This is a genomic window from Aliinostoc maniaoense, from assembly GCF_058172895.1.
This window is the reverse complement of record NZ_CP187952.1, coordinates 2,138,069-2,157,737: the sequence shown is the minus strand read 5'-3', so window position 1 is coordinate 2,157,737 and position 19,669 is coordinate 2,138,069. Positions and strand designations below refer to the sequence as shown.

Here is a 19,669-nt window from a genome sequence, read left to right as displayed (position 1 = left end):
ATGGCAGCAAAAAAGTGTTTCTTTGGGTTGAAGGTCGATCGCCAGGTGGATGGCGACAAGATGAACCGCGAGTTTCTCAAGAAAGTGCTGGCGGAGGGTGGTGATTATGCGGCGATCGCAAGTTGTATGCAATGTGGTACTTGTAGCGGTGGCTGTACCAATGCTGACCGGATGGATATTTTACCGCGCAGCTTGGTATTGATGATTCAGAGGGGTGAGTGGGAAAAAGTTCTGCAAAGTCAGGCTTTGTGGTTGTGTACTTCCTGTCAAATTTGTACTTCCCGATGTCCGCGTGGGGTGCGTCCGGCGGATGTGATTGAAGCGGTAAAGGCGATCGCAATTCGGGAAGGGATCAAAAATGATTCTGTCAGATTCAATCAAATATTTGTGGAGTTAATCAAGAAGCGCGGTATCCTCTTTGAACCGGAATTAATGCAAGAGTACGGGGGTATGTCTGCCGTGCTGGAACAAGCGCAATTAGGTATCAAATTAGCTTTACGGGGCAAAATCTCTCCATTCCCCGCCAAAGTCAAAGACCCCAAACAATTTAGTGCAGCATTAGCAAAGGCAGTTGAACAATGAAATTTTCTTACTATCCGGGATGTAGTCTGCACACAACTGCTAAAGAGTTTGATATCTCCACTAAAGTTGTGATGCGGGAGATGGGAATTGAACTTGAGGATTTGCATGATTGGTCATGTTGTGGCGGTTCTGTTGCTGGTGCTGTCTCCCATGATGTGGGTATGGCTTTGGCGGCGAGAAATGTGGCTTTGGCACAGCAACAAAATCTCGATTTGTTAGCATCTTGTTCTGGTTGTTACAACAAATCAGCTAGGGCAGCACAGGCATTAGAAAAAGAGACAGAACGAGATAAAATCACCGCGATTTTGTCACAAATGGGGATATCTATTACTGATTCCAATATTAAAGTTAGGAATGTGGTGGATGTTTTACTCAATGATGTTGATATCTCCACCCATATCAAAAAACCCCTCAAAGGTTTGAAGGTGGCTTGTTATTATGGTTGTCTGCTAACTAGACCAGCAGACATTACTGGATGGGATTCTCCTGTATTCCCAATGTCAATGGATAAATTAGCTCAAAAGTGTGGGGCTGAGGTCGTTGATTTCCGATCCAAAACCAAATGTTGCGGCGGTTCTATGGTCATCCCAAAAGAAGATGTCGCCTTAGAGTTGACTAAGCAAATATTAGATGAGGCTAAATCTCTTGAGGCTGATTGTATAGTTTTGGCTTGTCCTTTGTGTGCTACAAACTTAGAAATCAAACAACCAGATATTGAGAAGAAATATAATGTTAACTATGGGCTACCAGTTATTTACATTACGGAGTTAATTGGGCTAGCTTGTGGGATTTCACCGAGGAAATTAGGCTTGCATCAGCACATAATTTCTACTAAGTCGGTTTTACAAAAATTGAATACTTATGAGTAAGTAGGAGACATCAATTATGAAATTAGAATATCAATTGAGCAAGGCATTAACGAGGAATCCTCTATTTGGCAAATACTGCCTGTTTCCAGGTATGACAAAATTACTACTTGTTGGTGTTACTGGTTTTATTCTCGTACCAATGCTGCTACCAGCAGTCAAGAAACTTGGTAAGTCCATCGCTAAAGAAACCATCAAAGGCGGTATCGTTGCCTATGAAGGTAGTCAAGAACTGATCTCAGAAGCTAAAGCGGAAATTGCTACTAAAACCCCTAGCTAAAACTTTCATGTTCATCCTTTAATCGGATGAGAAGATTATCTTGATGGTCTAGAATAAAGTGGCAAAATATTTATTTATTGAGAATCAGGAAATACTATAGGAATCATATTTGATTTTTGAAACAATAGGTAGGGTGTGTTAGCGACAGCGTAACGCACCGAAACATTTGGGACAGGTGCGTTACGGCTTACGCCTAACACACCCTACATATACTAGATATCCTGAGATTTTTTCATAAATCAAACCGCATTTCTATATTATATCTTTTCTTGCCACATTGAAGTACAAACAACAATAATTGCACGCAGATAAGTTTGTACCTCAGCAGACCAAAAAACGCTATCAAATCTAGACCATGAAGCATCATAAATTGATCACAATTTTACTCAGCTTAGGGATATTTTTATGGATTTCTCTTGGTAATCCCTATAATTCATCAGCATTAGCCTTTTCGCCATCTTTGAATAAAAGTTTATCTACTCCACAGCCAAAAATTACAGCAATGTTTAATCCAAATTCACAACTAGAAACGGCTTTAGATCATTATCTCAATTCCATCCCCAGAGGCTATTATACTGTGGGTAATGTGGGAGAGTTAAAAGGTTTACTCAAGGAAGATAATATTCTTTTAATTGATGTCCGAGAGCCTTCTGAGTATGCAACTGGTTATATTGATAATGCTATTAATATTCCTCTGCCAACGCTGACTCAAAACCTTGATAAAATTCCACAAAACCAGCCAGTTGTGATTTATTGTACCTCTGGTTATCGTTCAGCAATGGCGGTGATGTCTTTAAGGCTTTTGGGTTATGACAATGTACGAGGTTTTCCCGCCAGTGTCAACGGTTGGAAGGCAGCCGGTGAATCATTACACTGAATCCGCAAATTGGGATGAATCAATTCAAAATTCGTCTTGAAAAGTTTCCTACGGCGGGAAACCCGCCTACAGAACTTTTCGCAAAATTCAAAATTCAAAATAAAATAGGCGGCTGAAATCTTTAGAACTTACGCAACTCGTATATTAAGTAGAACGGTGTAAATAATTAAAGGTTTGTAGTGAGGACTTTAGTCCTCTCTTAAGGACTAAAGTCCTCACTACGAACTAAATTCAATTTTTTTACATTACTTTACATAGTTTGGTTTTTTCAAGTCGTTCTACTTAGTAGGGTGCGTCAGATATCAAAAATCTGTTTATTGACAGTATTTGATTAGTCTGACGCACCCTATAAATTTCGGTGCGTTACGGCTTATACCAATTCTCTATGAAGATGCGCCAAATAAATGATGTAGAGACGTTGCATGGAACGTCTCTACAGTACAGAATAAAGTGCATCTATGGCTACGCCAGGCAAGCTACATCAAGAAACGGTATTACGCCTAACACAACGGCAATATTGCACGAGGAAAATCCACACTGCAATTTGCCTCCCCTACATATACTACTAATTAAATGTTAATAAATATACAATAATTCCTAAAATTCTTAACTATTTATCAGTAACAAGATAGGGTATTTAGTGAAAAATAATTTTATCTAAAATATTTATCTAGACATAGATAAATTTTACTGATCAGATTGATGAATAACAGAATATAAAGATTAAACAGTATCAATTTACCATTATATACAAAAATAATTACTCTTTGTATAAAAATCAACTAATGGTGAAAAACTTCGCTTTGGAGATTACCTGTGGAAGATAAAAAAGAAAATAGTCATTCAATGTCTGCATCTATTCTTACCATCGGTACAGGTTGGTTTCCGCAAACTCCTGGAGGGTTAGAAAGGTATGTTTATGACTTAATTCATACCTTAGTTGCTCATCAAGACAAAGTGGAATTATGTGGAGTTGGTTTACCAGAAAATCAACTGCATACACCTATTAAGTTAACTAACTTAGCATCGCCAGAAAGTGCAATCTGGCAAAGATTTTGGTCGATTAGAGCTAATTTTCAGAAAACTAGAGTTAGTAAACCAGATGCTATTAATTTACATTTTGCTTTATATAGTTTTCCTATTTTAGATATTTTACCCAAAGGAGTCCCAATTACATTTAATTTTCATGGCCCTTGGGCATTTGAAAGTAAACAGGAAATAGGGAATAATCAATTAAGTATTTTTCTCAAGCGTCGCTTAATTGAACAAACTACTTATAATCGGTGCGATCGCTTTGTGGTTTTAAGTAAGGCATTTGGTAATATTTTACACCAAAAGTATCAAATACCCTGGAGCAAAATTCATGTGATTCCTGGTGGGGTGAATACTGATCGTTTCCAGCCTAGCTTATCACCCCAAGAGGCGCGCCAACAACTAGAATGGCCGGAGAATCGTCCGATTTTATTTACATCCCGGCGGTTAGTGCAGCGCATGGGACTAGATAAACTCTTAGCAGCCATAGCCATCATTAAACCCAGAATACCTGATGTGTGGTTAGCGATCGCCGGTCGTGGTCATCTGCAAGCTACCCTCCAACAACAAGCTAAAGAATTAGGTCTAGAAAATAACGTCAAATTTCTAGGTTTTCTCCCTGATGAGCAATTACCTTTAGCTTACCAAGCTGCTGACTTAACTGTCATGCCTAGCCAATCTTTTGAAGGTTTTGGGTTAGCAATTATCGAATCTTTAGCTTGTGGTACTCCAGTTTTATCTACACCAATTGGGGGAATGCCAGAAATTTTACAACCATTTTCACCACAATTAATTACTAGTTCTCCTGAAACTTCAGCCATTGCTGAAAAGTTAGAACAAATATTACTCGAAAAACTGCCTATTCCTTCACGGCAAGATTGTCGTCAATATACAATCAATAACTTTGATTGGGCAAAAATTGGTCAGCGAGTACGACAAGTAATTTTAGCTTGAAAATTGAGTTCTTTAATTTCTATTAATTCAGTCATATGAAAATATTATTTTTAGACCAAAGTGGTAAACCTGGCGGCGCGGAACTGTGTTTAATTGATATTGCTAAACCCTATCGTGATCAGGCTTTGGTGGCTTTATTTGCTGATGGTGATTTTAAAAATTTATTAGCACAAAATCACATTCCCGTTGAAGTTCTCACTAATAAATCTATTAATGTTCGTAAACAAAGCAACTTACTCCAAGCTGGCGCAAGTGTAGGACAAATTGCCCCACTTATAGCCAAAGTAGTAGCAAAAGCTTATCAATATGATCTCATCTATGCCAACACTCAAAAAGCTTTAGTTGTAGGTGCGATCGCTAGCTTTATCACTCGTCGTCCTTTGGTATATCATTTACATGATATTCTGTCTTTAGAACACTTTAGTAAAATTAACCTCCGAGTTGCTATTAACTTAGCTAATCGATTTGCATCTTTAGTTATCGCTAATTCTGAAGCTAGTCAAAAGGCATTTGTCCAAGCGGGAGGAAAGCGAGAACTTACTAAAGTTATCTATAACGGTTTCGACCCCCAAATTTATCAAACTGCCGATGAAGATATCCAAAAACTACGGCAAGAATTGGGAATAGAAAATAAATTCGTAGTTGGACATTTTAGCCGCCTTTCACCGTGGAAAGGTCAACATATCTTAATTGAGGCAATAGCTCAATGTCCCCCACAGGTAACAGCAATTTTAGTAGGAGATGCTTTGTTTGGTGAGCAAGAGTATGTGCAGCAATTACACCAAAAAATTAACCAATTGGGGCTAGAAAATCGCATCAAATTTTTAGGATTTCGTGCCGATATTCCCCAACTAATGGCAGCTTGTGATTTAGTTACCCATACTTCCACCGCACCCGAACCATTCGGTAGAGTCATTGTTGAGGCGATGCTGTCCGGTACACCTGTAATTGCTGCTAAAGCCGGTGGTGCAATGGAATTAGTAGAACATGGGGTAAACGGTTTTTTGGTGACACCAGGAGAACCCCAAGAATTAGCACAAGCCATTAATACTTGTGTACAAGAAACAGAAATCACAGCAACTATTGCTAGTCAAGCAAGAAATATTGCTAGTCAGCGTTTTAATGTAGCAAATGTGAATCAGCAATTAGCTGAAACCATTCATTTAATTCGTAATTCGGGCGTTGCTGATTGAAAATATGAATTTGTTTCACGCAGAGGCGCAGAGGCGCAGAGAGTGAGAGTTTAAGAGAGGAAATTTGTAATTAAGAGGACTCAGTTCAAAAGGGTGTAGGGTGTAGTGACCCACGTTTAAAAGTGTGGAATTGAAAATATAGCGTTTTCTACTCTGGTGAGGTACAAATCTTTGCGTACCTCTGCGCTTTACTTTGCGCCCCTTTGCGTTTCAAAATATTGTCTGTACCTCACTTAACTGGGAATCGCTATAAAGTTTTCTCTCCATCTCCTACACCCTGCTTTTTGTAAATCCTGATTACATGGAATAGGAGTTATAATTTTCGTGTTGTTCTGGTGTATTAATATCTAATAATATAGCCGGATTATCAAAGGGAATTTTAATAATTTGACTGTGAAATTCTTGGATAATTTGACGTAAACCTAGAGTTTCTTCCTGAATATTTGCTAAGTGCGATCGCATTTGATGACTAAATAATAAAGGATGCCCCATTTTATGGTTATATATGGGTGCGGTAATTAATGCTGAATTGTCTTGATGTGCTTGTATTAGTGTTTGATAAACCTCTGCTGTTCTCGGTTGGTCAACTGCGGAAATTGCTAAAATTTGCCAGTCCTGAGTAATATTTTCTAAGCCTGCCAAAATAGAAGTTGTCTTCCCGACATGACTATGAGGATTGATAATCACTAAACTCCCCCCTAGACAATCTTTTTGTCGGTCAATGTTATGTAAACCCAAAACTACCACAGGTGTCACACCAATACTTAACCACTGTGTGAGTTGATAAGTTAATAAAGTTTGATTTTGACCCCAGGGTAGTAAGGTTTTGCACATACCCATGCGAGTGGATTTACCCGCAGCTAAAACAATAGCAAAGTTTGTCAATTGTCAACTCTCAATTGGTAACGAGAAATCACGAGACCATTCATTCCAAGAACCAAAATAATTTTTGGCATTAATTCCCACCTCTTGCAAAGCAAATAGTGTATTAGCAGCTCTCGAACCTTTAAAACAATAAATATAAACAACTGATTCCCCAGTTATACCCACAGATTGACAAATTTCTAAAATCTCTGCCGGAGAGCGAAACAAGGGGATTCCTGAATCAGTTATCATCAACCTATGCCATTCTAGCCAAATAGCGTTAGGTATTCTCCCCTTGCGAGGACAAAAATCAGCACCGTAGGGTGAAGAACTCAGTCCTTCCCATTCATTGCGATCGCGCACATCTAATTTTATAATTGCTGGATTATTGATAGCCTCCAACATTTCCATCGTTGTCACCATCATCTCAGCTTGAGGATGCAATCGAAAGATGCTGCTTTCAACTTCCGGGACTTCATCAGTAGTAGGTAATTCTGCCGCTAACCAGGCTTGATATCCTCCATGTAAAACATAGACATGAGGACAACCCAAATATTTTAATAAAAAAGCGGCTCTACAAGATTGACCATAACTTTTATTCCAAGCATCTTCATACACAACTAAACGTTCTCTACCGGAAATTCCTACCTCGCTCATAATTTTGGCAAAATGCTCTTGCAATTGTTTTAAGCCAGTAAGTGATGAATTGTCTAAAAGATAAGTAAAAAACTCTCGAATATTTATAGATTCAGGAATATGACCTACAGCATATTCTTCTGGTGAGCGTGTATCTATAATGACAGTTTTTGGGGATTTTTCTGTTAACAGAAACGTGAGTTCTTGAGGAGAAATGAGGAGTTTTGTATTCACGCTTTCCAACTGTTATCTTACCATTAGGCATTATCGCCCTCTGTTAATTTGCACTTTGGTATGAAATTTACATAATCACAAATATTGATTGTCTGAGGGGAGAAGATTTAGCTGTTCACGAAGTAAAAATACTCGCCGACGCAGTTCTGATACTCATCGACGAAGTAAAAATACTCGCCGACGCAGTTCTGATACTCATTCACGAGATAAAAATACTCGCCGACGCAGTTCTGATACTCATTCACGAGATAAAAATACTCGCCGACGCAGTTCTGATACTCATCGACGAAGTAAAAATACTCGCCGACGCAGTTCTGATACTCATTCACGAGGTAAAAATACTCGCCGACGCAGTTCTGATACTCATTCACGAGATAAAAATACTCGCCGACGCAGTTCTGATACTCATTCACGAAGTAAAAATACTCGCTGACGCAGTTCTCATACTCATACCAATTCTCTATGAAGTTGCGCCAAACACAATAATGTAGAGACGTTGCATGCAACGTCTCTACTTCATCAAGAAACAGTATCAACAAAGAAAATTTAGAGATAATCCAGTTACAATTTAAATTTTGTAAATATGTATTATGCAGCGTGAATTTGCCAGTCGAGATGAATTAATCACCTATCTACGGGAACAATTCCCCCAAGCTGCCGAACGAGATCATCATATTAGCGACACGGTGGGAGGAAGAAAAGCCGCCGAAACAGCCTTAAAAAAAATTAATCCAGCATCCTACGCCAAAACACGTAATTTTTTAACAGGTGACGTAACTAGACTTTCACCCTACATTCGTTATGGTGTCTTGAGTCTGCGGGAAATTCGTGATTATGTCCTGGATAAAGTTCAAAACCCCGATGATGCCACCAAACTGATTAATGAATTAGGTTGGCGCGACTACTGGCAAAGATTATATATCAAGCTAGGAAATAAGATTTGGCAAGACCAAGAAGAATACAAAACAGGCTACACCACAGCAGAATATGCACCGGAATTACCCGCAGATATTAAAGACGGTAACACAGGCTTAGTTTGTATAGATAACTTCAGTCAGGAATTACGCACAACAGGCTACTTACATAACCATATGCGGATGTGGTTAGCAGCCTATATTATTCATTGGCGACGGATTCGTTGGCAAGCAGGTGCAAAATGGTTTCTAGAACATTTATTAGACGGTGATCCTGCCAGTAATAATATGTCATGGCAATGGGTAGGCAGCACCTTTAGCCATAAACCTTATTTTTTCAACCGCGAGAATTTAGAACGCTACACTAAGGGTGTATATTGTCAACAGTGTTCTCTATATGGTCATTGTGACTTTGAAGGTAGTTATGAACAATTAGAACAACGCCTGTTTCCCAAAGGAGAATTTACCAAACAACCCAACAGTCAAAGTTGGCAAAAGGGGAGGAAAAAGTGATACTCCCTGAATGGAGTGTCAACGAGCGGCTAGACTAGAACACACAGGGTAATAATTTAAGGAATATTATGATGAGCGATCGTGACTACACACTAATCATCGACAAAAGTGGTAGTATGTCTACCCCTGACCAAGCTGGTGGTAGAAGCAGATGGGAAATAGCCCAAGAATCAACCATAGCTTTAGCCAGAAAATGCGAACAGTTTGACCCAGATGGGATTACTGTTTACGTTTTTTCTGGTAGATTTAAACGCTATGATGATGTGACTACAGCCAAAGTAGCTCAGATATTTCAAGAAAATGACCCAGCCGGAACTACAAATTTAGCCGGTGTCCTCCAAGACGCACTCAACAATTACTTTCAACGCAAAGCATCTGGCCAAACTAAACCCAATGGCGAGACAATTTTAGTCATTACGGACGGCGAACCAGACGATCGCAAAGCCGTATTTGAAGTTATTATCCATGCTACACGCCAAATGGATCGTGATGAAGAATTAGGGATTTCCATGATTCAAGTCGGTTCAGATCCTCAAGCTACTAAGTTTCTCAAAGCTTTAGATGACCAACTACAAGGTGTAGGGGCTAAATTCGATATCTGCGATACTATCACCCTAGATGATTTAGAAGATATGAGTCTGGCAGATGTGTTAATGAATGCAATTACTGACTAGTCATTACTTAACACTAAACATTATGCTAGAAAACCGGGATTACACCCTCATTATTGACCATAGTGGCAGTATGGCTTGGCTAGATGATGATAGCAACAATACCAGATGGCAGGCCATACAAGAATCTACCTTGGCTTTAGCTCAAAAATGCGAAGAGTTTGATGCTGATGGACTCACTGTGTATTTATTTTCTAAAAGTTTTCACCGCTATGATCATGTAACCTCTGAACAAATTAAACAGCTACTTGCACAAAATTCTCCTCATGAAAGCACAAACCTGGCTGGTGTACTCCAGGATGCTATCAATAATTACTTTCAGCGCAAATCTCTAGGCCAAACAAAGCCTAGAGGAGAAGTAATTTTAGTCATTACAGATGCTTCAACAGATGACCGCCAAGCTGTATGTGAAGTTATCATTAAAGCGACTCATCGCGTAGAAAGTGCTGATGAATTGAGAATTTCCCTGATTCAAGTAGGTTCAAGTTCCCTAGCGACTAAGTTTCTCAAAGCTTTAGATGATCATCTGCAAAGTGTTGGTGCTAAGTTTGATATCTGTGACACTATCACTTTACATGAATTAGAAACAACTAGTTTATCAGATGTATTGATTAAAGCGATAACTGACTAATAATTCTAGAGTTTATGGTTGTAATAGGAGAAGTTTTTCATGCTAGACAATCGTGATTACACTCTAATTATTGATAAAAGTGGTAGCATGGCTACCCCAGACCAAAAGGGTGGTAGAAATAGATGGGTAACTGCCCAAGAATCCACTTTAGCTTTAGCAAGTAAGTGTGAACAATTTGATCCAGATGGCATTACTGTGTATGTCTTTTCTGGTAGATTTAAGCGATATGAAAATGTTACTGCTGCTAAGGTGGCGCAAATTTTCATGGAAAATGATCCCTCTGGCACGACTGATTTAGCAGCCGTCTTAAAACACGCCACTGATGATTATTTTCAACGTAAAACTTCTGGTCAAACTAAACCCAATGGTGAAACAATCTTAGTTGTGACTGATGGTGAACCAGACGATCGCAAAGCGGTAATGAAGGTCATTATAGAAGCTTCCCGCCGCATGGATAGAGATGAAGAACTAGCTATTTCTTTTATCCAAGTTGGTAAAGATGCTCAAGCTACCCGCTTTCTCAAAGTATTAGATGATGAATTGCAAAGTGCTGGAGCAAAATTTGATATTTGCGACACCATTACAATGGAAGATATGGAAGATTTAAGTCTTTCAGAAGTGCTACTTAATGCCATTACTGATTAGAGTGTGTGGGGTGGGGTGTGGGGGTGTGGGGGTGTGGGGGAGACAAGGGGGACAAGGGAGACAAGGTAGACAAGGGAGACAAGGGGGACAAATTAATTATGGATTCTCTCGATAAATTGTTAGCACAAATTAAGGCTGAATATGATAGCGAACAACAACAAAAGCCAAAGCCAAAACCGGATGTAGGTAAATCTTATACTCCACCTGCTCCGCCTGCTCCACCTGCTAATAAATCAGGCTCTTTTATCGACAATCTCTTGGCAGAGGTTCAGGCTGATATCATAGCCCAAGATCAAGCTGAGGAATTGAGAAAGCAGGAAGAACTAGAACAAGAAAGGATTCGACAAGAACAAATTAAAGCAAAACAACGCCAAGCTTTGCAAAAGCAGGCACAAGATTGGCTAGCCAAGTTAGATCCGTTTTCTCCTGAAGGACTTTGGTTTGAAAGATTCGCCCAAAGCTATGCTTCTAAGTTAGAAGCCGCAATTGAATATTTACAAACTCAGTAAATATAGCGATTCCTATTTAAGTGAGGTACAGAAATAATGTTTTTAAACGCGGAGGGGCGCAGAGGAAAACGCAGAGGTGCGCGGAGATTTGCCCAATTTTATTAGTGGTGTACTCAGTACCTCAGCAGAGTAAGAAACGCTATAAATTAATTTGGATTTATTGTCAGGCTTTGATGTCCTAATCTATCTAAGCCAATGCTATAACTTGAAATTTAAATAAAAAACTAATACTTAGAAAGATTCATCCATGCCCTATGCCCCATGCCCCATCCCCTATTTCTGATGAAAATGCTTAACAGCCCATTCGTGCATGGCATAGAGAATTGGTTGTAAACTTTCCCCTAAAGAAGTTAAAGAATATTCCACCTTGGGAGGGATTTGTGCATATACTTCTCGGTGTATGATTCCATCTTCTTCTAATTCTCGCAGTTGTTGCGTAAGCATCTTTTGTGTAATTCCAGGTAAGGAACGCTGTAACTCACCAAACCGTTGTACACCTGACATTAATTCTCTGATGATTAAAACTTTCCAGCGTCCGCCAATAACTTTTAAAGTTGTTTCAACTTCACAAGTGAGCCTATCATGTTTTTCTGCTTCAGCTTTCATAGTTACTTTTGAGTAATTAGCTTACTTTTAAATACGTACTTTTTTATTAAGCTTATATAGTTTAAAGACTATTGGGCAAGTATTTTTAATAGTTATTAGTGATCATTTAAATCTCTAGCTTGAAGTGCCTCACTAATTAGTGATAAACATTATATCAATTCTTATTAATTACGAATTACGAATTACGAATTACGAATTACGAATTACGAATTAGGTAATGGCAGGTATAATCAAGTTTTACAAAAAAATCTATGGTTGCTGCTAAAAGGGTTTACTTCTTATTACTTTTGGGTTTAGCGATCGCTATTTTATTATCTTTGTTCATCAGTATTTCTGCTAGCATCGCTATCACTCTCATCTATGATATCGCTGTCTTGGTTTTGATGATTGTCGATGGTTCGCGTGTCAAGCCTGTGCGGGTGCAAATCACTCGCCAGTTACCATCCCGCTTTTCTATTGGGCGAGATAATCCGGTGATATTGACAATTACATCCCAGAAAACTAACGCTATCCTGCAAATCCGGGATTATTACCCCGCCGATTTTGGTGTATCAACGCTTACATTAAATACTACTATTGCTGCCAACACTACCCAAGAATTAACTTACACCGTCCACCCCAGACAACGAGGTGAGTTTAATTGGGGTAACATTCAAGTCAGACAATTAAGCCCTTGGGGTTTGGCTTGGGATGATTGGCAGATTCGCCACGGTCTTACAGTTAAAGTTTATCCTGATTTAATTGGGTTGCGATCGCTCTCCATTCGCTTGACATTACAATCATCTGGTGCTATTCGCCAATCTAGACGATTAGGTATTGGCACAGAATTTGCTGAACTGCGAAATTATCGCACCGGTGATGATTTGCGCCTCATTGATTGGAAAGCTACAGCTAGGCGCGTGGGAACACATGGAAATACACCCCCTTTAGTGAGGGTGCTAGAACCAGAACAGGAACAAACTTTATTGATTTTACTAGACCGTGGGCGATTGATGACCTCTCAAGTCCAGGGTTTACAACGCTTTGATTGGGGTTTGAATGCAACCTTATCTCTGGCTTTAGCAGGATTACACCGAGGCGATCGCGTGGGTGTGGGTGTATTTGATCACCAAATGCACACATGGATACCCCCAGAACGAGGACAAAATCATTTAAATCAAATTATCGACCGTTTAACGCCAATTCAACCGGTTTTACAAGAATCAGATTACTTGGGGGCTGTAACTCATGTAGTCCAGAAACAAACCAGGCGATCGCTAGTAGTCATTATTACAGATTTAGTTGATGTCACCGCCTCTACTGAAATGCTAGCGGCTTTGACTCGGTTAGCACCCCGGTATCTACCATTTTGCGTCACTTTGAGAGATCCTAAAGTAGATCATTTAGCCCATACTTTTACTGATGATATTACGCAAGCTTACGCCCGTGCAGTCGCTTTAGATTTATTAGCACAGCGTCAAGTTGCTTTTGCCCAGTTAAAACAAAAAGGTGTGTTGGTATTAGATGCACCAGCTAATCAAATTACTGATCAGTTAGTGGAACGATATCTGCATCTTAAAACGAGGAATCTGTTGTAGGCAAAGGGGGCAGGTGTGGGGGTGTGGGGGTGTAGGGGTATAGGGGTATAGGGGTATAGGGGTGTAGGGGTGTAGGGTAGACAAAGGAGAGAATAACTCATGCCCAATGCCCCATGCCCAATGCCCCATGCCCAATGCCCCATGCCCAATGCCCAATTAGACCAAATAACTAGTATTCGGCACAATAGGAAAGAAAGCATACTCATACCAAGCAGTCCAGATAAAACTGCGAATCCAGCGATCGCGTTTTTCTGGGCTTAATTCATACTCAAATTTACCATGAGATAAATCAATCGCTGAAAGATGGGAGTTACAACCGCAACCATGCTGATATGTAAAACCATATTTAGAGGCGATACTTTGTACCTTCATTTGCATGGCAAATACTTTACAAGCATGAAGTATGGCATCCCAAGAACGTTTATGTTCTATATCCCGCTTGTCAAATCTTAAGGCGCGTTCTTCAAATACATGATCTCGATAAATTGGTGCTAAATGCACATGATAAAAACTAGCTGGGAGTTCGTAACCAAATTCACCGAACAGTTCTAAACCAATCCGCGCTACTTTTATTTCATCAGCGTAATCAGAACCCTTTAACTCTAAATTCTGTAAAATTTCTGCAAAATTAGGATAATTATAAGTCAGGAAATCATGACCATAGAACTCTAGGGTTTCTTGTGCTAATTGTGCAAATAACTGACAAAAAGATGGCTTGAGGTGGCTAAGTTCTGGGCGTTCGTTAAATAAGTCAACATCACCCTGTTCTAACTTGTATAAGAACAATTGTGCCATCTCAACATAAATCTGTGGATTGCTGGTGCCGGTATTAACTGCACCTTTAGCTATGTCTTGCCAGATAGAAGGAAGTTGCGCCACAGTAACAGCATTCTCTCCTGCTATAACTGGGACACTGGGGAATTGAAGCAGCTGCATTAATAATCTCCGCAAGTGGCTAGTTTTTTTGGCTACTTGTTAACTTACAATACAATTTCTGGATTTTGTATATTAATTTTCTTGACACAGGAGCAACCAATGATTGCACCTGTTGCATATGGAACTCATATTTGATGTTTCGCAGGTAGGGTTTGTTAGCAGGGAGAGTACGGCAGTGAAAACTTTGGGGCGGTGCGTTACGGCTTACGCCTAACACACCCTACTGGCGTGACAAGCCTTAAATGTTGCAATACAAAATACCAAAAAAACTGTAGGTTGGGTTGACGTAAGGAAACCCAACACCGATATCCATGTTGGGTTTCGCCAAGCTCAACCCAACCTACATCTAATGCACTATTTTAGTCTAGACGCGCCACTACCTATAGATTTTTCAGAAACGAAACCGGATTCCTATAGCTGATGATTTACCAATTCTTGCCTAGTAGAGATTCAAATTCAGCTTGCAACGCGGTAATATCTGCTAGCCTAGCCACCAAGATATTATCATTACCTGCGTCAGTTAAACGGGCTTTCCAATAACTGATAGTTTCGGAGTTATTTAACCAAAACTGTACAACAGTATCTATTACTTGTTCTGTATTCCAACCCCATTTGATTGGTACTGGTTCTACACATTCTATGAATGCGTCGAGTGTACATTTATAGGTTGATAAATATTCTATGGCTTGAGGTTGTGACTTTTCTAAGCTTTCCTGTTGGTGAGTGAAAAATTGCCAAACTGGAGACACACCGACTAGATCAAAAGTATATTTCATTCCATTCCTCCCAATAGTTAATTAGTGGTAGGGAACACATGGATTGTGTGAATATAATTCCCTGAATCTTACCTGGGAAAATTAGATGATTTACCTATTTATTAGGTATTTAGGTTCTTGAGAAATTAGCACTTGTTAGGGTTGAGTGCTAATTTTTTAGGCAGTTGTCTTGATGTATTATTAAAGAGTTTCGTTCATTTTTTTGGAGAAATATTTCATTTTTAATAATTATTTAAGTTTTATAATTACTCAGGGCAAGGGTGAGTTAGCCGCATTATTAGCTGCTGGTTTATGGGCGATAGCTTCAGTGGTATATGGGATTGTGGGGCAACAGATTCCGCCTCTGAAGCTGAATTTGCTCAAGGGAATCATAGCGATCGCTTTTTTAATCTTGACTATCCTATTTACTAGAGAATCCTTGCCGATTTCTGCCCCAATACCGATTTTGATGCTGTGTTTAAGCGGAGTAATCGGTATTAGTTGGGGTGATACAGCCTTTTTAGCAGCGATAAATCATTTAGGGGCGCGCCGTGTTTTACTCATGGGAACTCTTGCACCTCCCATGACAGCGATCGCTGCTAATATATTCTTACGAGAACAGCTGAGTATTAGAGCTTGGTGTGGAATTTTACTCACCATCTTAGGAGTTGCCTGGGTAATTACAGAAAGAGTTGCCGATAACAGCGAAAATACTCAAGTGCAACTATGGCCAGGTATTGGCTTTGGGTTATTATCAGCCTTGACTAATGCGATCGCCACGGTGATTGCTCGTGGTGCTTTTGCTACTGGTGGTGTTACACCTTTATGGGCGGCTTTATTGCGGTTGGGTGCAGCCGAGTTAATTCTTGTAGTATGGCTATGTTTGGAGAGAAAAAACCTAGAATTGTCCTCCCCCTACGGGCAATCATCAAGAGTAATTTTTATTACTTGTTTTGCTGCTTTCTGTGGTACGTATTTAGGCATTTGGCTACAACAGACAGCAATTAAATTGACGGCTGCGGGTATTGCTTCCACACTGTTACAGACTAGCCCCTTATTCGTGATTCCTCTCACGATGTGGATGGGTGAGAAAGTGAGTTGGCGAGCGATCGCAGGTGTGATAATTGCGATCGTGGGTATTGCATTATTGTTTTACAATATCTGACTGCACTGGGTATTACAGAAACTATGTCGAACTACTTCCGGGCTAATGTTGAGGCAATGGCTAGCTACGTTCCTGGTGAACAGCCGCCACGGGAAACACCAATCATTAAACTCAACAGTAATGAAAACCCCTATCCCCCATCACCGCAAGCACTAGCAGCACTGCAAACGATTGATGGTGAATGGTTGCGACGCTATCCAGAACCCTTTGGCGGACAATTTCGCCAAGCTGTTAGCCAAGTCTTAGGAGTTCCCAGTGATTGGATTATCGTTGGTAATGGCAGCGATGAAGTTTTGAGTATTGTAATTCGCGCCTTTGCTGAACCGGGGCGAAAGGTAGTTTATCCTATGCCAACATATGTGTTATATCGTACATTAACACAAATGCAAGCTGCGGAAATTATTGAGATTCCTTACCCAGAAGATTACAGTTTGCCAGTTACAGAATTAATCACCGCAGATGGGGCTGTAACATTTATTGCTTCACCTAACAGTCCTTCTGGTCACGTTGTCCCCAAAAATGACTTACGAAAATTAGCGAGTAATTTATCAGGGGTGCTGGTAATTGATGAAGCCTATACAGACTTTGCTGATGAGAACGCTTTAGATGTGGTGCAAGAATTTGAAAACGTGATAGTGATTAGAACCCTATCTAAAGGTTATTCTTTAGCGGGGTTACGTTTAGGCTTTGGTATAGCCAATCCCAAATTATTGGCAGGATTATTTAAAGTCAAGGATAGTTATAACATTGATGCGATCGCCTGTAAAGTTGGGACAGCCGCCATCATCGATCAAGCTTATAAAAACGAGTGCATCGCCAAAATCACAGCCTCTCGCCACAAGTTAGCCCAAGAATTACAGCAATTAGGCTTTCGCGTCTGGGATTCTCAAACCAACTTCCTCTTAGTGCAACCTCCCCAAAACAATGCTGAATATCTCTACCAAAAACTCAAAGCACAAAACATCCTGATTCGCTATTTCAAACAACCAGGCTTAGATGATAAATTACGCATCACCGTTGGCACTGATGAGCAAAATCAAATTTTGGTAAAAGCCTTATTTAATTCGTAATTCGTAATTCGTAATTAATAAACTTGGAGAGTTATACCGTTTCTTGATGTAGCTTGCCTGGCGTAGCCATAGATGCACTTTATTCTGTACTGTAGAGACGTTGCATGCAACGTCTCTACATCATTTATTTGGCGCAACTTCATAGAGAATTGGTATTAGACAATATTATTCACTCATGCCCCATGCCCTATGCCCTATGCCCCATGCCCATCAACTAATCACAACCCTAAACCCGCAAATCCTCAATCCCCCGTCTGACTCATTCCAACTGCGGCTGGCACTGCGACATAGTTCCGCCGCAAAGTTCCATGAGCCACCGCGCAGCACTCGCCGATATATGTCACCGCCTTCTTCCCAGACACTACCGTCAGTAGGCGCGCCATGATAATTGTTATGCCAAGGATCGGCGCACCATTCCCACACTAGCCCGTGCATATCGTACAATCCAAAGGCGTTAGCTACGCGAAAACTGCCAACATCACTGGTTTCTCTGCGGTAGCGGTTTTTGGCTTCTTTGTCTGTATTGTCGCCACTGCTATAGTTAACTAAATTTGGGCTGATGGTTTCGCCAAAGTGGAAGGATGTAGTCGTCCCGGCACGACAGGCATATTCCCATTCCGCTTCACTGGGTAAACGATAGTCTCTCCCGGTTTTTTCGGATAATCTGGCGCAAAATTCCACAGCTTCGTGCCAAGAAACGTTTTCTACTGGCCGATTGTTACCTTTAAATTTGGAGGGATAAGGATTTAGCGGTTGGTTGATTTTGGGTAAAGCAGCAACAGCCCGCCATTGGGCTTGAGTGATGGGATATTTACCCATGAACAAAGGTGCGATCGCTACTTGATGTTGTGGGCGTTCGTCAGCGTCGCCTTCAAAGTTGGGCGAACCCATCATAAACTCACCCCCAGGAATTTCTATCATTTCTAGGGTGATGTCTTTGCTGATTTCTTCTATAAAGAATTGGGTAGTATAGCGATCGCGGTTTACTTCCCTTCCCCCTGTATCTACTGTCACTACCTCAAATTCACAGGTTTCTAAGGATGGTAAGGGCAATTTAGTTTTCGGTAAACTTGGCTGTAATGGCACTAAAGTTGGTTGGCTAACTAATACTATTTGGGTTTCAATATCAGGAATAGTTGTATTTTTTAAATCGTCTAATGCTTCTGTAGCTGACTGATATCGATCATTCGGTAAATGTTGAATTAATCTATCTAAAACTTTGCTTAAATTATCACTAACAATAATGCCTTTTTTCTCTAAATAATCTTGCCATAACCACTTGGCACTCATGGGATCATAAAGACCATCATCGATATTGCCATAAAGATTTTGTATGGGCAAACATTGAGTTAAAAGACGCACACAAGTCACACCCAAAGCATATAAATCACTAGCCGGACAAGCAAACCCAGCCATCTGTTCTGTTGGGGCATAACCTAGGGTATAAATTACTGTGGCTTGTCTAGCTACACTAGTTTGTGTCACCTGTTTAGCACCACCAAAATCTATTAATACTAATTTGCCGTCACTGTCACGGCGAATAATATTTTCTGGTTTAATATCCCGGTGAATAACATTACAAGAATGAATAAAGTCTAAAACTGGTAATAAATCAAACAAAACTTGGCGAATTTGCACCTCATTAAAAGGCTGTTTTAGTAACTCTTGCAACAAAGTTAAGCCCGGAATAAATTCCTGTACCAAATATAAGCTTGAACCTTGTTCAAAGTAAGCCAATAATCTGGGAATTTGAGGATGATTTTCCCCCAGTTCATATAAGCGAAAAGCTTCATCTTTAAAGAACTCGGCGGCTTTAGTTCGTTGCCCTGTTCCCTGAATTTGGGGAAAGAATTGTTTGATCACACAAGGCGCATTCAGTCTGTCTACGTCTTCGGCTGCGTAGGTTTTACTAAATCCACCTTCACCTAATAGCCGCAATACACGATAGCGGTTTCTCAGCAATTGGCCAAAGCTGCTATGTCCGCAAGTCATGCAAAATTTATTGCCATCAGGATTGAATGGATTTGAGCAATTGGGATTTTGGCAAATTTGCATAATGAGGAGAGGGTAGCATCTTGTCCAAATTTAGCCCCAATATTATGTAATTGGAAACTGATATTGAAACAAATACAATTTTCTTACTGCTTGGTATGTATATA

The 19,669-nt window shown here is 40.1% G+C and carries 21 protein-coding genes; 15 read left to right on the top strand and 6 right to left on the bottom strand.

What is annotated here, in order from left to right:
- From ACPZ3T_RS09620 to ACPZ3T_RS09595, 6 genes are all read left to right on the top strand, one after another.
- Positions 1-582: a 4Fe-4S dicluster domain-containing protein gene (locus tag ACPZ3T_RS09620; protein ID WP_015141188.1), complete on the top strand. Its 582-nt coding sequence runs from the start codon at positions 1-3 to the stop codon at positions 580-582.
- Positions 579-1,451, top strand: a complete 873-nt coding sequence (locus tag ACPZ3T_RS09615) for a CoB--CoM heterodisulfide reductase iron-sulfur subunit B family protein (RefSeq protein WP_490275572.1) — start codon at positions 579-581, stop codon at positions 1,449-1,451. The genes ACPZ3T_RS09620 and ACPZ3T_RS09615 overlap by 4 nt, the downstream gene beginning before the upstream one ends.
- 16 nt (positions 1,452-1,467) lie before the next feature.
- Positions 1,468-1,728, top strand: coding sequence for a hypothetical protein (locus ACPZ3T_RS09610; protein WP_490275570.1), 261 nt, complete (start codon positions 1,468-1,470; stop codon positions 1,726-1,728).
- 355 nt (positions 1,729-2,083) lie between these two features.
- Complete coding sequence (locus ACPZ3T_RS09605) at positions 2,084-2,605, top strand: rhodanese-like domain-containing protein (protein ID WP_490275568.1); 522 nt, start codon at positions 2,084-2,086, stop codon at positions 2,603-2,605.
- Between the two features lie 816 nt (positions 2,606-3,421).
- Complete coding sequence (locus tag ACPZ3T_RS09600) at positions 3,422-4,591, top strand: glycosyltransferase family 4 protein (protein WP_490275566.1); 1,170 nt, start codon at positions 3,422-3,424, stop codon at positions 4,589-4,591.
- 35 nt (positions 4,592-4,626) lie between these two features.
- On the top strand, positions 4,627-5,784 hold the full coding sequence (locus ACPZ3T_RS09595; RefSeq protein ID WP_490275564.1) for a glycosyltransferase: 1,158 nt from the start codon (positions 4,627-4,629) through the stop codon (positions 5,782-5,784).
- A gap of 297 nt (positions 5,785-6,081) precedes the next feature.
- On the opposite strand, the gene ACPZ3T_RS09590 is transcribed toward ACPZ3T_RS09595, so the two are convergent.
- Together ACPZ3T_RS09590 and ACPZ3T_RS09585 are read right to left on the bottom strand one after the other, a co-directional pair.
- Positions 6,082-6,669, bottom strand: coding sequence for a nucleotidyltransferase family protein (locus tag ACPZ3T_RS09590; protein ID WP_490275562.1), 588 nt, complete (start codon positions 6,667-6,669; stop codon positions 6,082-6,084).
- A 3-nt stretch (positions 6,670-6,672) separates the two neighbouring features.
- Entirely contained in the window at positions 6,673-7,518 is an 846-nt protein-coding gene (locus ACPZ3T_RS09585; protein WP_490275560.1) for a sulfurtransferase, read from the bottom strand.
- An 88-nt stretch (positions 7,519-7,606) separates the two neighbouring features.
- Here ACPZ3T_RS09585 and ACPZ3T_RS09580 point away from each other — a divergent pair, with 88 nt between their 5' ends.
- The 6 genes from ACPZ3T_RS09580 to ACPZ3T_RS09555 all read left to right on the top strand — a co-directional run bounded on the left by ACPZ3T_RS09580 (position 7,607) and on the right by ACPZ3T_RS09555 (position 11,401).
- On the top strand, positions 7,607-7,951 hold the full coding sequence (locus ACPZ3T_RS09580) for a hypothetical protein (RefSeq protein ID WP_490275558.1): 345 nt from the start codon (positions 7,607-7,609) through the stop codon (positions 7,949-7,951).
- Positions 7,952-8,108: 157 nt separating this feature from the next.
- Positions 8,109-8,945, top strand: a complete 837-nt coding sequence (locus ACPZ3T_RS09575) for an FAD-binding domain-containing protein (RefSeq protein WP_490275556.1) — start codon at positions 8,109-8,111, stop codon at positions 8,943-8,945.
- 68 nt (positions 8,946-9,013) lie between these two features.
- Positions 9,014-9,619, top strand: a complete 606-nt coding sequence (locus tag ACPZ3T_RS09570) for a vWA domain-containing protein (protein WP_490275555.1) — start codon at positions 9,014-9,016, stop codon at positions 9,617-9,619.
- Between the two features lie 22 nt (positions 9,620-9,641).
- Positions 9,642-10,247, top strand: coding sequence for a vWA domain-containing protein (locus tag ACPZ3T_RS09565; protein ID WP_490277173.1), 606 nt, complete (start codon positions 9,642-9,644; stop codon positions 10,245-10,247).
- A 39-nt stretch (positions 10,248-10,286) separates the two neighbouring features.
- Positions 10,287-10,892: a vWA domain-containing protein gene (locus tag ACPZ3T_RS09560; RefSeq protein ID WP_490275553.1), complete on the top strand. Its 606-nt coding sequence runs from the start codon at positions 10,287-10,289 to the stop codon at positions 10,890-10,892.
- 98 nt (positions 10,893-10,990) lie between these two features.
- Positions 10,991-11,401 carry a salt stress protein, Slr1339 family gene (locus ACPZ3T_RS09555; RefSeq protein WP_490277172.1) on the top strand — a complete coding sequence of 137 codons (411 nt, stop codon included), beginning with the start codon at positions 10,991-10,993 and terminating at the stop codon, positions 11,399-11,401.
- Between the two features lie 273 nt (positions 11,402-11,674).
- On the opposite strand, the gene ACPZ3T_RS09550 is transcribed toward ACPZ3T_RS09555, so the two are convergent.
- Complete coding sequence (locus ACPZ3T_RS09550; protein WP_490275551.1) at positions 11,675-12,007, bottom strand: winged helix-turn-helix transcriptional regulator; 333 nt, start codon at positions 12,005-12,007, stop codon at positions 11,675-11,677.
- 251 nt (positions 12,008-12,258) lie between these two features.
- Here ACPZ3T_RS09550 and ACPZ3T_RS09545 point away from each other — a divergent pair, with 251 nt between their 5' ends.
- Positions 12,259-13,584 carry a DUF58 domain-containing protein gene (locus ACPZ3T_RS09545; RefSeq protein WP_490275549.1) on the top strand — a complete coding sequence of 442 codons (1,326 nt, stop codon included), beginning with the start codon at positions 12,259-12,261 and terminating at the stop codon, positions 13,582-13,584.
- 156 nt (positions 13,585-13,740) lie between these two features.
- Here ACPZ3T_RS09545 and ACPZ3T_RS09540 read toward each other — a convergent pair whose 3' ends face one another.
- On the bottom strand, positions 13,741-14,520 hold the full coding sequence (locus ACPZ3T_RS09540) for a hypothetical protein (RefSeq protein ID WP_490275547.1): 780 nt from the start codon (positions 14,518-14,520) through the stop codon (positions 13,741-13,743).
- Positions 14,521-14,945: 425 nt separating this feature from the next.
- The gene (locus tag ACPZ3T_RS09535) at positions 14,946-15,296 is read right to left on the bottom strand and encodes a hypothetical protein (RefSeq protein ID WP_490275545.1); all 351 of its coding nucleotides are present in this window, start codon (positions 15,294-15,296) and stop codon (positions 14,946-14,948) included.
- 202 nt (positions 15,297-15,498) lie between these two features.
- Between ACPZ3T_RS09535 and ACPZ3T_RS09530 the strand changes: the two genes are divergently transcribed.
- Together ACPZ3T_RS09530 and hisC are read left to right on the top strand one after the other, a co-directional pair.
- The gene (locus ACPZ3T_RS09530; RefSeq protein WP_490275543.1) at positions 15,499-16,440 is read left to right on the top strand and encodes a DMT family transporter; all 942 of its coding nucleotides are present in this window, start codon (positions 15,499-15,501) and stop codon (positions 16,438-16,440) included.
- A gap of 23 nt (positions 16,441-16,463) precedes the next feature.
- The gene (gene hisC, locus ACPZ3T_RS09525) at positions 16,464-17,510 is read left to right on the top strand and encodes a histidinol-phosphate transaminase (RefSeq protein ID WP_490275541.1); all 1,047 of its coding nucleotides are present in this window, start codon (positions 16,464-16,466) and stop codon (positions 17,508-17,510) included.
- 210 nt (positions 17,511-17,720) lie between these two features.
- Here the strand turns inward: hisC and ACPZ3T_RS09520 are convergent, their stop codons facing one another.
- Entirely contained in the window at positions 17,721-19,565 is a 1,845-nt protein-coding gene (locus ACPZ3T_RS09520; protein WP_490275539.1) for a bifunctional serine/threonine-protein kinase/formylglycine-generating enzyme family protein, read from the bottom strand.
- Positions 19,566-19,669 lie beyond the last annotated feature (104 nt).